This window comes from Bacillus sp. RC252, assembly GCF_044909215.1.
Lineage (GTDB): Bacteria > Bacillota > Bacilli > Bacillales > Bacillaceae_G > Bacillus_A > Bacillus_A mycoides.
The window spans coordinates 1-14,924 of record NZ_JBIYDV010000038.1 but is presented as its reverse complement, the minus strand read 5'-3'; the positions used below and the strand labels follow the sequence as shown (position 1 = coordinate 14,924).

The window sequence follows — 14,924 nt, the reverse complement described above, 5'->3', positions numbered from 1 at the left end:
GGATCAAACTCTCCAATAAAGTTAGTTTGTCTAGCATCTAAAAATAAAAATTGACGTTTCACGTTGTTTGTTTCGTTTAGTTTTCAAAGTTCAACGCCGCGTTTCAGCGACTTTTATAATTTAACATTTTGACTTGAATCTGTCAACAACTTTTTTCTTTCGTTCCTGACGACGCTTATTAATTTATCATATTACTAATCGATAAGTCAACGCTTTTTTAAAAAATGCCAAAATAAATTTATCTTGGCATTATATACAGCTTAATAATCACTAATGCAGCAACACCTGGCACCCCTAATAAACTTGATACTGTAGCTGTGCCCATGTTAATTGGAATATGAAAATCGAAATATGTCCCTGCAACATTCACAATAAATAGTAACGCTATACCTAAAGTGACATGAAAGAGTGCTTTCCCTATAAAACGTATTGGTTTAGCAGAAACACCAAAAACAAGAAAAATAAAAACCAAAGCAAGAATGCCAACAATAATAATTGTAGAATTCATTTTTTCCTCCTTATGAATGACCTATACATATCCATTTGTATGGGACAAGACAAGAAAAAAGAACATCTATAACATAACTCCTACCACTTCGTATTTATAACCTTTAATCAGTAATATTTCTTCTAAGTGCTAACAATTAGATACAACTAATTCCATTCCCACTTTTTCTTTCTCATTTTTATATCCCAAAAATAAAGTAGCCCTATTACTCACAAATAAATCGATAAAAAGCAAAAGGTCCCGCTTTAAAAAGCAGGACCTTTTACCATTGTTCCATTTTCACAGGACGACGTTTTGCTTCTTTTAACAAGAAAAAATATTTCGCCTCTGCTATTTTTAAAGAACAAAGTACATCTTGAGACGGCTCAACACTTTGTTCAACCAGTCTCTTCTGACGTAGCCATTCATTCTTTACCTTTTCTAATAATACAATTAACTTATCGTCATACTCTTTACGCAACTTACCCTTTTTTTGAAAGAACATTTTCCCTTCTCCTCTTATATCTCTCTACGGCCTTCTAAAGCTTTCGATAGTGTTACTTCATCTGCATATTCTAAATCTCCACCAACTGGCAGACCATGTGCAATACGAGTTACTTTAATTCCTGTTGGCTTTAAGAGGCGGGATATGTACATCGCTGTGGCTTCCCCTTCAATATTAGGGTTTGTTGCTAATATCACTTCTTGTACTGTTTCATCTTGCAGTCTCTTTAATAACTGCGGGATATTAATATCCTCTGGTCCAATTCCCTCCATTGGAGAAATGGCACCACGCAAAACATGATATACACCTTGGTATTCTTTCATTTTTTCCATCGCAATTACATCTTTCGGCTCTTGTACTACACAAACAACCGATTGATCCCTATGCGAATCGTCACAAATATAACAAGGATCGCGGTCAGTGATATGTCCGCACACAGAACAATACGCTAAATCTCGCTTTGCATTCACAAGTGCTTTCGCAAAACCTAGTACATCATCCTCTTTCATATCTAACACGAAGAATGCCAATCGAACCGCTGTTTTCGGTCCGATTCCTGGCAACTTCATAAAACTATCGATTAATTTTGATATCGGTTCTGGATAATGCATATATCAATATCCTCCTAGAACATTCCACCTGGTAAGTTCATGCCTTTTGTAAATTTGCCCATTGTAGAGTTTGAAAGTTCATCAACCTTTTTAAGTGCATCATTCGTTGCAGCTAATACTAAGTCTTGTAACATTTCGATATCTTCTGGATCTACAACTTCTTCTTTAATTTTCACTTCAAGAACTTGCTTATGACCATTTGCAATAACAGTAACCATTCCGCCGCCAGCTGTACCTTCAACTGTTTTTTCGCCAAGCTCTTCTTGCGCCTTCGCCATGTCTTTTTGCATCTTTTGCATTTGTTTCATCATGTTATTCATATTTCCCATTCCGCCACGCATCATAATTAATTCCTCCTCATTATTATTACTCTTTTATTTCAATAAGTTCTTGCCCTACTAATTTTACAGCCTCTTCTATAAGAGGATCTTCTTTTTGTTCTGGGCTTTCTTCAGAATCCCCGCCTTCGCGTTGTAAAAAGTCTTCACGAATTTTACCCCATTCACTTTTTGGGATAGCAATCATATTTAACCTTTTACTTAACAATTCAAAAAGAGTTTGTTCCAATGTATCCATCGCTTCTCGATTTTCACTAGCCATTTTGCAATGAATCTCATATTGAAATGCTAACACATAGGTATCATCCGAAGCCGCAACTGGTTCACTATTTTCTAATAAAACAGCAAATGCTACTTTGTTATGTGACTTGAGCCTTCCTAATAATTCGCCCCATACAGCTTTTAACTGTTCTAAATCTTGACGCTTCGCTTGCTTTAACACTTCATTCACACGTCCAACAGGAATTTTCATACTTCCTGTTCGTACCGGTTTTGGTGTTGCCCGCGTCTCTCTTACTTCCTGCTGCACACCAGCTGGCATGCCATTCTTTTTAACTTGCTCTAACTCTTTCTCCAGCTGCTGCATCCTGTTCATAATCGCTTGCAAACGATCTGCGCCGTTTGCTTGCATCATAAACTGCTGACACAGTTGCACCATAACAACTTCCAAGAATATTCTTGGATGGTTTGTCCACTTCATCTCCTGTTGTCCCTTACTAAGGGTATGAATAATTTCATAGATTACTTCCGGTTGCATTTCTTCACTTAACGTACGGAATTGATCATCTACAATTACCCGTTCCAACATATGTTCTAATTGTGGTGAAGTTTGATATAAAAGCATATCACGATAGTAGTAAATGAAATCCTCCATAAAGCGAACTGGATCTTTCCCTTTACTCATCATCTCATCTATAATACGTAACGCTCTTGATACATCATTTTCACGTATACATTCTACCAGGTCACCCAAATATCGCTGAGATACAGATCCTGTTACAGCTAAAACATCTTCACTCGTCACCGTCTCATCACTATAAGAAATAGCTTGATCAATAAGACTGAGCGCATCACGCATACCACCTTCGGCGGCACGCGCTACGATTTGTAACGCTTCATCTTCTACTTGCGTACCTTCATTTGTCACGACCGTCGATAATCTCTCAACGATATCATTTACTGATATCTTTCGAAACTCAAAACGCTGACAACGCGAAATAATTGTAGCTGGAATTTTATGCGGTTCTGTTGTCGCCAGAATAAAAATAACATGTCCTGGTGGCTCTTCTAAAGTTTTCAAAAGCGCATTAAAGGCACCCATAGAAAGCATGTGAACTTCATCAATAATGTATACTTTATATCCTACAGCACTTGGAGCATATTTTACTTTATCTCTTATATCTCGAATTTCATCTACACCGTTATTTGAAGCCGCATCAATTTCTAATACATCTGAAATAGACCCTTGTGTAATTCCTAAACAAGAAGGACATTCATTACAAGGTTCAGCTACCGGGGCGTGTTCACAGTTAATTGCCTTTGCAAATACTTTTGCAATTGTCGTTTTCCCTGTTCCCCTCGGACCCGAAAACAAATAAGCATGTGAAGCTTTCTCTTGAAGAAGGGCATTTTGCAACGTTTTTGTCACGTGCTTTTGACCGACTACATCTTCGAATTTTTGCGGTCTCCATGTTCGGTATAACGCTTGGTATGACACGAAAATACGGCCTCCCTCAAAGGTTATTATCTTATTTATTATAACCCATTCTGTTTATAGATTCCAAAAGTTATTTTCCATACAAAAAACTCACCTTTATATAAAGGTGAGTTTTGTATACATATATAACTGCCGTGCACCTTCTGTCGATTACGTACCATAAGCGTTACTCAAGCAGTTAGCTCGGTTCAGGCACTCCTGCGGCACACGAGAAAACCCGCTTATTGCTGCTTCCTTCCGGACCTGACAAGGTTCACGGGGTCCCGTTGCGCAGGACCCAAACGTCAACACCACTTACTTAAGGCAGACCTTACAGCAGCATAACCTCGAGAAGGGATTCAGCCTCGCTAGAGCGGATTGCGAGTATAGGGCACCGCTACCTCCCCGCTTAGCACGGCAAAGTTAAAACCAATATTCGGTTGCCTTGGATAAGGCATTATCAGTATAACTTGTTTTTTTACAAAATGCAAATACGTTAGTTACCATTACTTTTCTCTAGTTTTTTCACTTCTTTTCTTTTCTTACGAAGCTCCCTAAAAAAAATCGTTAACAACGTACCACATTCCTCTTCAAGTACACCAGCCACTACTTCACACTGATGATTAAAACGCTCATCAGTTAAAAGATTCATCAACGTACCTGCACATCCACCTTTCGGATCGCTCGCACCATATACAACCCGTTTTATACGCGATAAAACAATTCCCCCTGCACACATTGGGCAAGGTTCTAATGTTACATATAACGTTGCATCTTCTAAACGCCATGTCCCTAATTTTTTGCAAGCTTCATCAATAGCTAAGAGCTCGGCGTGAGCTATTGATCTCTGTTCAGTTTCTCTTAAGTTATGTGCGACACTAATCACTTCACCATCTAGCACAATTACAGCACCAATTGGTACCTCTTGTATCGCCTCCGCCTTCTTCGCTTCCTCTATTGCTAACTGCATAAAATATATATCTCGCTCCATAATATAGTCCTTTCACCAAAAATAAAATACACTTTTTCGTTTCTTGCAGGTGGGATAACTTTTACAAATTCAATCCAACCTAAAGAAGAAAGAGAGGGAATTACATATGAAAAATACTGCCTTACTCATTATCGATATGATTAATGATTTTCAATTCTCCCACGGACCCATCCTGGCACAGAAATGTGAAATTATAAAGAACCCCATTTTACAATTAAAGGACACCATGAAATCATTGGGCTATCCAATAATTTATGTCAATGATCACTATCAACTTTGGAGATCTGATATTGATCAACTTATCACTCATTGTACAAATGAGTATAGTAAAAATATTATCGAGGCCATTGCTCCGCATACTGACGATTATATTTTTATTAAACCACATTACTCTGCTTTTTATGAAACACCTTTGAATTCTTTATTAGGTTATTTAAAAATCGAAAATCTCATTTTAACAGGAATTGCCGGGAACATATGCATCCTTTTTACAGCTAATGATGCCCATATGAGAAATTATACACTTTATGTACCACGGGATTGCATCGCTTCTAATAACGAGCAAGATAATGAACATGCTTTAAAAATAATGGAAGCCACATTAAAGGCAAATATTGTACCGTCATCCCAAATAAAATTTAATTAATACATATCTATTTTCTAACTTTTTATATCAAATTAGTCCGCTCGCTCTCCTCTTGTGCTACAATAATTCTGTTTTGTGTTTTTAGTAGTCACGGTAAATCACTGATTGAAAGGAGGAAACAGCGTGACCGGAGTACCATTTATCACGGTTGAAGGACCAATTGGTGTTGGAAAAACTTCACTTGCGAAGGAACTTTCAACTCACATGCAACTCCACTTACTAAAAGAGATTGTTGATGAAAATCCTTTTTTAGGAAAATTCTACGAAGACATCGACGAATGGAGTTTTCAAACAGAGATGTTCTTTCTTTGTAATAGATACAAACAACTAGAGGATATTAACATAAAGTATTTGAATCAAAGAAAGCCTGTAGTAGCAGATTATCATATATTTAAAAATTTAATTTTTGCATCCCGTACATTAAAAGATTCTCAATATGATAAATACATGCAAATTTATCGCATTCTTACGCAAGATATGCCTGTACCAAATGTCATCGTTTATTTAACAGCAAGCCTAGAAACATTACAAAAACGAATTGCCATGCGCGGAAGAGAATTCGAAAAAAATATGGATCCAAATTACTTGCTACAGCTTACAAAAGATTACGAAACAGCAATGGATGCTTTCAAAAAGGACCATCCAGATATTCCGGTATTAAAATTTAATGGAGACGATATGGATTTTGTAAGAAATCCTGATGATTTAAATGTCATCTTATCAGCTCTTCAAAATACTCTCTTGAAGGAGTCGAAATAACAATGAATTTAAGGCAAAAATATGATATACCAAATGATGCAGTTATCACTATTGCTGGAACAGTAGGTGTCGGTAAATCAACTATGACAACTGCATTGGCTAACGCTTTAGGTTATCGTACATCTTTTGAAAAAGTAGATTCCAACCCATATTTGGACAAGTTCTATGCTGATTTCACACGCTGGAGCTTTCACTTACAAGTTTACTTTTTAGCAGAACGATTTAAAGAACAAAAAAGAATTTTCGAATATGGCGGCGGTTTTGTTCAAGACCGTTCTATCTATGAGGATACTGGTATTTTCGCAAAAATGCATTACGAAAAGGGTACAATGACTGAAACTGATTATGAAACATACAAAGGTTTATTTGATGCTATGGTCATGACTCCTTACTTCCCTCATCCAGACTTATTAATTTACCTAGAAGGTTCTTTTGATGATATTGTCGATCGTATTCAAGAACGAGGACGTCCCATGGAGCAGCAAACACCAATTGAATATTGGAAAGAGATGCATGGACGTTACGATAACTGGATTAATAACTTTAATTCATGCCCTGTTTTACGATTAAACATTAATGAATACGATATTTTAAAAGATGGCGATTCAATCGAACCAATCATTAAAAAAATTGGACATTTTTTAAAACAAACACGTAAACTTGTAAAATAAAAAACCCGTGCATATGCACGGGTTTTCCTATGAAATTACTTTTTCTTTTTTGTCGGAGCAATAATTTCACTCTCTGGCTTTCCTGCATTAATACGCTGACGAACAGTACTCGTACTAATATCATATGTTTCAGCAATCTCTTTAACAGTCAATTCTTTCCCATTAATTACTGCTGTTAGTAATTTCCCTGTACGTTTTGGAGTTACTTCTTTTTGCACAGCTGGTTTTTCAGCTTCTTTTGGTACCTCTACTTTTTTTGCAACCTGTTTTACATCACAAGTGCAACCACAAAGTTTACGGAATGTATCATCACTTATAATGCGCGACACATTTGCACCACTGTTTAAAATTCTATTGTTCTTACAGACAGGACATTGTACATAATATAAAGTTTTTCCATCTAAAGGAAACGTTTGTATAATAAGATCCATGTTAACTCCTTTCATATCTATGAAGATAATCATCGGAATATGAGTGTGTAATAAGGACACTATATCCTTACATCATACTTTATGATTGGTTTTAAAATAAAAACTCGTTACGTGTTGGTAACGAGTTCTCCAATCTCCACTTATATGCGCTGTTGTCAATTATATCTGGAGGAGGTAGAGGGATTCGAACCCCCGCGCGACTCTCGCCGCCTGTCGGTTTTCAAGACCGATCCCTTCAGCCAGACTTGGGTATACCTCCATATTGACATCAAATATAATATCAAAAGAAAAACAGTTAGTCAACCCTACTATAATAAATTATGAGGAAAGGAAAATTTTACTTCCCCTCTCCTTTATGACACTGCTGACAACGTCCATAATTACCAATCACTCATACCGATGAATGTTTTAACTTATTTAATAACTGTTTTTCCTCCCATATAAGGGCGAAGAACTTCTGGAATTATAATTGTACCATCTTCTTGTTGGTAGTTCTCTAAAATAGCTGCCACTGTACGTCCAATTGCAAGACCAGATCCATTTAGTGTATGAACATGTTCCGGTTTGCCATTTGGCTCACGACGGAAACGGATATTCGCGCGTCTCGCTTGGAATGCCTCAAAATTACTACAAGAAGAAATTTCACGATATGTACCATAGCTTGGAATCCATACTTCAATATCGTATTTCTTCGCTGCTGTAAATCCTAAATCTCCTGTACACATGCTCATAACGCGATATGGCAACTCTAATAATTGTAACACGCGCTCTGCATCATTTGTTAATTTTTCTAACTCTTCGTAAGAATCTTCTGGTTTCACGAACTTAACAAGTTCAACTTTATTAAATTGGTGTTGGCGAATTAAACCACGTGTATCACGACCAGCTGAACCTGCTTCAGAACGGAAGCATGAGCTAAACGCAGCATATCGTATCGGCAATTGCTCTTTACTCACAATCTCATCACGATGCATATTCGTTACAGGTACTTCAGCTGTTGGGATTAGGAAATAATCTTCACTTTCAATACGGAATGCATCTTCTTCAAACTTCGGAAGTTGTCCTGTTCCTGTCATACTTGCACGGTTTACCATATAAGGAGGCAATACTTCCTCATATCCATGCTCATCAGTATGAAGGTCAAGCATAAAGCTAATCAAAGCACGTTCTAATCTTGCACCAGCACCTTTGTAAAATACAAATCGGCTTCCTGTTACTTTCCCAGCACGTTCAAAATCTAAAATCCCTAAATCAGTAGCAAGATCCCAATGTGGTTTTGGCTCATAAGTAAATTCTTTCACTTCTCCCCAAGTACGTGCTACTACGTTATCATCCTCTGTTTCACCTATTGGAGCAGATTCATGAGGGATATTTGGGATAGATAGCATTAATCTTTCTAAATCTTCTTCAACTGTACGAAGCTCATTATCAAGATCTTTTACTTTTTCCCCAACTTCACGCATTTCTAGAATTAGAGCTTCCGCATCTTTCTTTTCACGCTTTAATACTGAAATTTGTTGAGATACTTCGTTACGTTTACTTTTTAGTTCTTCTGTTTGAACAAGTAGCTCTCTTCTTCTCGTATCAAGTTCTTCAAAGCGACCAAAATCCGTTAAATCTTCGCCTCTATGCTGTAATTTTGCTTTTACTTCTTCAAAATTCGTACGTAAAAATTTAATATCAAGCATTATATACTCCTCCTTTTATTTTATAAAACACAAAAAACTCCCGTCCCTATACAAAGGGACGGGAGTTAACCCGCGTTGCCACCCTAGTTGAAAGCATTACCGCTTTCCTCTCAAGTAGAAATAACGGCTCTTCACCGGGAATGTTTACTAATCAAAAGATATTCCACATTCCATTCCAGGATGGATTCACAAACTGTTTCTATCGATTTCCACCAACCATCGACTCTCTATAAGAAACAACATTTGTTACTACTTCCTATCAACACGCTTATTTTATAAAATTGTTATCATCAATTTACTATAATCTTATACAAGTTGCAAGTTACTTATACAACTTTTTTCATTTTCGCTTCTTTTACCATTTCTACAAAGTATGCTGTTACACGATGATCATCCGTTAATTCCGGATGGAAAGAAGCAGCTAAAAACGGCCCTTGCCTTACCGCTACTATTCGCTCGCCATGCATAGAAAGTACTTCAACATCATCAGCTACATTTACAACATACGGAGCACGGATAAATACACCAACAAAGTCTTCTCCCACACCTTTCATTGAAAGTGCAGCTTCAAAACTATCTTTTTGGCGTCCGAACGCATTGCGCTCAACCGTAATATCCATAGCACCAATATGTGCTTCTTCATAGCCAATAAGTGTTTTCGCAAGAAGAATCATTCCTGCACATGTACCAAACATTGGTTTACCAGACTTCGCAAATGTACGAAGAGGCTCCATGAAAGCATACTTATCAATAAGACGGCGCATTGTTGTACTTTCACCGCCTGGTAAAATAAGACCATCAATCTCTTCAAGTTGCTCTATACGCTTTACAACAACAGCTTCTGCACCACTTGCCTCAACTGATTTTACATGCTCACGAACTGCACCTTGAAGACCTAGTACACCGATTTTCACCATTTTAAAGATCTCCTTTAATTACCATCCACGCTCTTGCATGCGTTGTTCTGGTAATAACGTTGAAATTTCGATACCTTTCATTGCATTACCTAATCCTTTAGAAAGGCTTGCAATTAGTTCGTAATCTTCATAATGAGTCGTTGCTTCAACGATTGCACGTGCAAATTTCTCTGGGTTCTCTGATTTGAAGATACCAGATCCAACAAATACACCATCAGCACCAAGTTGCATCATTAACGCTGCATCTGCTGGTGTTGCTACACCACCTGCTGCAAAGTTTACAACTGGCAGGCGACCAAGGCGTTTAATTTCAAGTAGTACTTCATAAGGAGCACCAGTATTTTTTGCATATGTCATTAACTCATCTTCACGTAGACTTGCAACTTGACGGATTTCTGCATTGACTTGGCGCATATGACGCACTGCCTCTACAATGTTTCCTGTTCCGGGTTCACCTTTTGTACGAAGCATAGCTGCACCTTCTGCAATACGACGTGCAGCTTCTCCGATATCGCGGCAACCACATACAAACGGAACTGTGTAATCACGTTTATTTAAATGGTATACTTCATCAGCAGGAGTCAATACTTCACTCTCATCGATATAGTCTACCCCTAATGATTCTAATACACGTGCTTCTACAAGGTGACCGATACGACATTTTGCCATAACCGGAATTGATACAGCACCCATAACTTCTTCAACAATTGTTGGATCTGCCATACGAGAAACGCCACCTGCTGCACGAATATCTGCAGGTACACGCTCTAATGCCATAACAGCAACTGCGCCTGCCTCTTCTGCAATCCTTGCTTGCTCAGCGTTAACTACGTCCATAATAACGCCGCCTTTTTGCATTTCTGCCATTCCACGTTTTACACGTTCTGTCCCTGTTACATTTGTCATGTACAAAAACCCCCCTAGGTGAATTGCTTTCCCCGTTAAAGAAGAAAATTAAGAATACTCTTACATTCTACCACTAACTATCTGATGCTTGTCTACTACTTTTTCATAAAGTCGGTATGAAAAATAGGAATAAGAAAAAGCTCCTACAATGAGGAGCTTTTAAAACCAACCTTTTACTGTATCAATAGCACCATTCCACATACCACTAAAGAAAGAACCAATTCCGCGCATAGAACGTGTAAACCAGCCTGCCTCTTCTACTTCAGATTTTGTTACAAGGTCTACTTGTAATGATTTTCCTGATAAAAATCCAGGATCATTACTATCTTTAGACGTTACAACCATTTGTCCAAGTGCAACTCCCTTTTTCAGAGGTGCTTCTTGTCCCTTATTTCCTTCTTTAAATTCTGTTTTATAAACATCTTTACTTCCCTTTGGCACCGGAAGTGAAACAGCTTGCTTCGTTTGAACTGCTACATCTTTATCTTTCGCATTTTCAACTCTTACTGTTTCTTTTCCTTTGACCGAAGAACCTTTTTCATACATTTTCTTCATTTCAAAGTTAGCAAAGCCATAATCATATAATTTCTTCGTCTCATCGAAACGCGCTGTATGAGAACTTGTTTTAATAACTACAGAAATAAAACGCATACCATTTCGTTCAACCGTACCAGTGAAGCAGTCCCCTGCTTCTGGAGTTGATCCTGTTTTTAGACCATCTACTCCGTCATATTCTTTAACTAAACCCTTTAACATCCAGTTCCAGTTCGACATCCCAAATTTCTCTTTTTCGGGACGGAAAACTTTTTTCGGGATTTTTGCTGTATCTAACACTTTTGGATAATCTTTAATTAAATGTTGCGCTAAAGTTGCAACATCCTTCGCAGACATTTTATTTTCTTCATCCGGTGTTGTACCTTCAGGATGCATCCCTTTTAAATCTTTGTTCGTTAAACCCGTAGAATTAACAAATTTATAATTTTTCAATCCTAGTTCTTTCGCTTTATCATTCATCATTTTTACGAAATCTACTTCTTTACCCGCAATTGCTTCTGCTAATGCAATTGTTGCACCATTTGCAGAAAAGATTGCCATTGCCTCGTATAACTCTTTTACTGTATACAGGCCACCATTTTCTAATGCAACATTTGATAATGAAGCATCTTGTGAAATCTTATATGCATATTCAGAAACCTTAATTTTTTGATCCCACTTAAGTTTTCCTTTATCCACTGCTTCATGAACTAAATATTCACTCATCATCTTTGTCATACTAGCAATTGATAATAATTCATCTGCATTCTTTTGATATACAATTTTCCCAGAATTCGCTTCAACTAAAATCGCTGCACCCGCTTCAATGTTTAAAGCAGCTCCTGTTTCTGCTGATGCATTGCTATATGGTGCAAACACGCCAAAAGCTAGTGTAAGCACTGTTACCAACGCAATGAATCTTTTGCAAAACATACCTTTCACTTTTGCTACCCCCAATATCTATGTACTCACATAACCGTTATTCTAACATAATCAAAAAAAAATAGACAGAGATATCAAATCTCTGTCTATTTGTATATAAGACATTATAATGAGTAGTTTGGAGCCTCTTTTGTAATCTGTACGTGATGAGGATGGCTTTCACGTAAACCTGCACCTGACATACGAATGAACTGTGCATTCTCACGTAAGAATTCTAAATTCTGCGCTCCGCAATATCCCATACCTGCACGTAATCCACCAACTAATTGATGAACTGTATCTGCTAAAGGTCCTTTATATGGTACGCGTCCTTCAATACCTTCAGGAACAAGTTTTTTGTTTCCTTCTTGGAAGTAACGATCTTTACTTCCTTTTTCCATCGCTCCCACAGAACCCATACCACGATATACTTTAAATTGGCGACCTTGGTAAATTTCAGTTTCTCCAGGGCTTTCAGCAACGCCAGCAAACATACTACCTAGCATAACAACGTGTGCTCCTGCTGCTAAAGCTTTAACCATATCACCAGAGTACTTAACACCGCCATCAGCAATAACTGGAATACCGTGTTTACGAGCTTCTGTTGCACAATCATAAACTGCTGTTAATTGTGGTACACCAACACCAGCTACAACACGCGTTGTACAAATAGAACCTGGTCCAATACCAACTTTAACTACGTTTGCACCAGCCTCAATTAATGCTTTCGTTGCTTCAGCTGTAGCAACATTTCCAGCGATAATATTTAGTGCTGGATATTTCGCACGAACTTCTTTTACCTTTTCAATAACACCTTTAGAATGCCCATGAGCTGTATCAAGTACAATTGCATCTACGCTAGCTTTTACTAATGCATCGATACGAAGCATAGCATCAGCCGTTACACCAACAGCTGCTCCAACTAATAAGCGTCCTTGCTTATCTTTAGCAGAGTTTGGGAATTCAATTACTTTTTCAATATCTTTTATTGTAATAAGCCCTTGTAATACACCGTTATTATCAACAAGAGGGAGCTTTTCAATTTTATACTTTTGTAGGATCTTTTCAGCTTCTTCCAGTGTAGTACCAACTGGAGCTGTAATTAACTGTTCTTTTGTCATTACGTCAGAAATTTTGATTGAGTAGTCTTGGATGAAACGCATATCACGGTTTGTAATAATACCAACTAATTTTCGCTCATCTAAATTATTTACAACTGGTACACCTGAGATACGATATTTTCCCATAAGATGTTCTGCATCATATACTTGATGTTCTGGAGTTAAGAAGAAAGGATCTGAAATAACGCCGCTTTCAGAGCGCTTTACTTTATCAACTTGCTCTGCCTGTTGTTCAATAGACATATTCTTATGAATAATTCCTAAACCGCCTTGGCGAGCCATTGCAATAGCCATGTCAGCTTCTGTTACTGTATCCATTCCTGCACTAATTAACGGGATGTTTAACTGTAAGCTTTCAGATAAAACTGTTTTAACACTTACTTCTCTTGGTAATATATCTGACCTCGCTGGTACAAGTAATACATCATCAAAAGTCAAACCTTCTTTAACAAATTTAGATTCCCACATAATTGTTCCCCCCATGATACCAGAAATTATTATTAGTAGCTTATCAATTGGTTAAAATACTGTCAAGGACGTATATATATGTTAGAATTTTTAGACAATAAGAGGAGCGTAATATATGCATCAAACACATTGTACTTGGCAGCAATTAAGTTTCTTCTTTTCATCTCAAAATGTACAACGTTATCTTGCCCGTTGTTATGAAAAATCCTCGATTCAGGATGCCGAAAAAAAAAGTTTTGAAAATTGTTATCCATTTATTTATTACTTAGAACACGGTAAAAATTATTATGAATTATATAAAACAGCACCATTTTCCATTCAACCAATGCTGTTATTTTATGGGATGGGGCAACTTTTTAAAGCCTGTTTATTAACTATTGATCCAAACTATCCAGAATCAACAACTGTTTTAGCACATGGAGTGACAACCCGTAAACGAAAAAAACAAGGATATCAATTTTTAGAAGATGAAGTGAAAATACAGAAAAATGGACTATTTACTCACGCGGCAGAACAACTGTTTCACATGAAACACTTAGAAACAGAAAAGTTTAATATGTTAGAGCTAATGGGAAAAATCCCTGAATTACAACATTTATTTCGCTATAGTCAAAAAGGAACAACATTATATAAAATTGATTCAACAAATAAAAATGAACTCTCGTTTTCAGTCAACATACTAGATCGACTACATATGACCAAAGAGAGATTTTCTCGTTACATCGAAACAGCTTGTAAGCATTTATCAATACAACACGTACCTGAGAAAAACAATGAATTAAATGTGTTTTTTTCAGCACCTATTCAATCATGGAATCCTATGTATAGCACACCTTTATACTATGAGCATCTTACTGACACTTATTATTTACCACTTACGACTGACCCTAGAAACTCTAAGCCAGTGTTGCCTGAGCTTCTTGTTCATTATTTATTGCTCTATAATTTAAGTATGATTTCTAGGTATGAAACAGATTGGTGGTATGACTTACTTGGAAGCTATGGATCTGAAGATTATCCGTTTATTTATCAATTTCTCAATATTTCTGCTCAAAAAATCCCTTACTATATTTCAGCATTTTTACTAATGGAATCCAACCTATTTCATGGGAAATAAAAAAACACGAGTCAAATGACTCGTGTTTTTATCTTGCTTGGCGACGTCCTACTCTCACAGGGACAAGGTCCCAACTACCATCGGCGCTAGAGAGCTTAACTTCCGTGTTCGGTATGG

The 14,924-nt window shown here is 37.2% G+C and carries 16 protein-coding genes, 1 tRNA gene, 1 rRNA gene, 1 other RNA gene and 1 other annotated feature; of the genes, 4 read left to right on the top strand and 15 right to left on the bottom strand.

The window, feature by feature from the left end:
- Window positions 1-238: 238 nt before the first annotated feature.
- The 7 genes from ABH960_RS29110 to tadA all read right to left on the bottom strand — a co-directional run bounded on the left by ABH960_RS29110 (window position 239) and on the right by tadA (window position 4,628).
- The gene (locus tag ABH960_RS29110; protein WP_002063354.1) at window positions 239-508 is read right to left on the bottom strand and encodes a pro-sigmaK processing inhibitor BofA family protein; all 270 of its coding nucleotides are present in this window, start codon (window positions 506-508) and stop codon (window positions 239-241) included.
- 262 nt (window positions 509-770) lie between these two features.
- Window positions 771-992, bottom strand: coding sequence for a YaaL family protein (locus ABH960_RS29105; protein WP_002009631.1), 222 nt, complete (start codon window positions 990-992; stop codon window positions 771-773).
- A 14-nt stretch (window positions 993-1,006) separates the two neighbouring features.
- Window positions 1,007-1,603 carry a recombination protein RecR gene (recR, locus tag ABH960_RS29100; protein WP_002009629.1) on the bottom strand — a complete coding sequence of 199 codons (597 nt, stop codon included), beginning with the start codon at window positions 1,601-1,603 and terminating at the stop codon, window positions 1,007-1,009.
- A gap of 14 nt (window positions 1,604-1,617) precedes the next feature.
- Window positions 1,618-1,944, bottom strand: a complete 327-nt coding sequence (locus tag ABH960_RS29095; RefSeq protein WP_170935248.1) for a YbaB/EbfC family nucleoid-associated protein — start codon at window positions 1,942-1,944, stop codon at window positions 1,618-1,620.
- Window positions 1,945-1,969: 25 nt separating this feature from the next.
- Window positions 1,970-3,658, bottom strand: a complete 1,689-nt coding sequence (gene dnaX / locus ABH960_RS29090; RefSeq protein ID WP_404449886.1) for a DNA polymerase III subunit gamma/tau — start codon at window positions 3,656-3,658, stop codon at window positions 1,970-1,972.
- 132 nt (window positions 3,659-3,790) lie between these two features.
- An RNA gene (gene ffs, locus ABH960_RS29085) (signal recognition particle sRNA large type) lies at window positions 3,791-4,055 on the bottom strand.
- A 78-nt stretch (window positions 4,056-4,133) separates the two neighbouring features.
- Window positions 4,134-4,628, bottom strand: coding sequence for a tRNA adenosine(34) deaminase TadA (gene tadA / locus ABH960_RS29080; protein ID WP_002063356.1), 495 nt, complete (start codon window positions 4,626-4,628; stop codon window positions 4,134-4,136).
- A gap of 106 nt (window positions 4,629-4,734) precedes the next feature.
- Here tadA and ABH960_RS29075 point away from each other — a divergent pair, with 106 nt between their 5' ends.
- The 3 genes from ABH960_RS29075 (at window position 4,735) to ABH960_RS29065 (ending at window position 6,704) form a co-directional block, all read left to right on the top strand.
- Complete coding sequence (locus tag ABH960_RS29075) at window positions 4,735-5,274, top strand: cysteine hydrolase family protein (protein WP_002130738.1); 540 nt, start codon at window positions 4,735-4,737, stop codon at window positions 5,272-5,274.
- Between the two features lie 123 nt (window positions 5,275-5,397).
- The gene (locus tag ABH960_RS29070) at window positions 5,398-6,033 is read left to right on the top strand and encodes a deoxynucleoside kinase (RefSeq protein ID WP_002009621.1); all 636 of its coding nucleotides are present in this window, start codon (window positions 5,398-5,400) and stop codon (window positions 6,031-6,033) included.
- Window positions 6,034-6,035: 2 nt separating this feature from the next.
- Entirely contained in the window at window positions 6,036-6,704 is a 669-nt protein-coding gene (locus ABH960_RS29065; protein WP_002009620.1) for a deoxynucleoside kinase, read from the top strand.
- Between the two features lie 35 nt (window positions 6,705-6,739).
- Here ABH960_RS29065 and ABH960_RS29060 read toward each other — a convergent pair whose 3' ends face one another.
- The 7 genes from ABH960_RS29060 to guaB all read right to left on the bottom strand — a co-directional run bounded on the left by ABH960_RS29060 (window position 6,740) and on the right by guaB (window position 13,690).
- Entirely contained in the window at window positions 6,740-7,135 is a 396-nt protein-coding gene (locus ABH960_RS29060) for a sigma factor-like helix-turn-helix DNA-binding protein (RefSeq protein ID WP_002029297.1), read from the bottom strand.
- Between the two features lie 166 nt (window positions 7,136-7,301).
- A tRNA-Ser gene (locus ABH960_RS29055) sits at window positions 7,302-7,394 on the bottom strand.
- Between the two features lie 154 nt (window positions 7,395-7,548).
- Entirely contained in the window at window positions 7,549-8,823 is a 1,275-nt protein-coding gene (gene serS, locus ABH960_RS29050; RefSeq protein WP_002009617.1) for a serine--tRNA ligase, read from the bottom strand.
- 51 nt (window positions 8,824-8,874) lie between these two features.
- Window positions 8,875-9,095, bottom strand: a binding site (T-box leader).
- Between the two features lie 54 nt (window positions 9,096-9,149).
- Complete coding sequence (gene pdxT, locus ABH960_RS29045; RefSeq protein WP_367961776.1) at window positions 9,150-9,740, bottom strand: pyridoxal 5'-phosphate synthase glutaminase subunit PdxT; 591 nt, start codon at window positions 9,738-9,740, stop codon at window positions 9,150-9,152.
- Between the two features lie 18 nt (window positions 9,741-9,758).
- Window positions 9,759-10,646 (bottom strand): pyridoxal 5'-phosphate synthase lyase subunit PdxS, encoded by an 888-nt coding sequence (gene pdxS / locus ABH960_RS29040; protein WP_002009615.1) that lies wholly within the window; start codon window positions 10,644-10,646, stop codon window positions 9,759-9,761.
- Window positions 10,647-10,805: 159 nt separating this feature from the next.
- On the bottom strand, window positions 10,806-12,113 hold the full coding sequence (locus tag ABH960_RS29035) for a serine hydrolase (protein WP_131248078.1): 1,308 nt from the start codon (window positions 12,111-12,113) through the stop codon (window positions 10,806-10,808).
- Window positions 12,114-12,226: 113 nt separating this feature from the next.
- Window positions 12,227-13,690: an IMP dehydrogenase gene (gene guaB, locus ABH960_RS29030; protein ID WP_002107266.1), complete on the bottom strand. Its 1,464-nt coding sequence runs from the start codon at window positions 13,688-13,690 to the stop codon at window positions 12,227-12,229.
- Between the two features lie 115 nt (window positions 13,691-13,805).
- Between guaB and ABH960_RS29025 the strand changes: the two genes are divergently transcribed.
- A complete protein-coding gene (locus ABH960_RS29025; protein WP_404449881.1) occupies window positions 13,806-14,807 on the top strand; it encodes a YaaC family protein in 1,002 nt (333 codons plus the stop codon).
- A gap of 35 nt (window positions 14,808-14,842) precedes the next feature.
- Here the strand turns inward: ABH960_RS29025 and rrf are convergent.
- Window positions 14,843-14,924 (bottom strand): 5S ribosomal RNA (gene rrf / locus ABH960_RS29575); the annotation flags it as partial.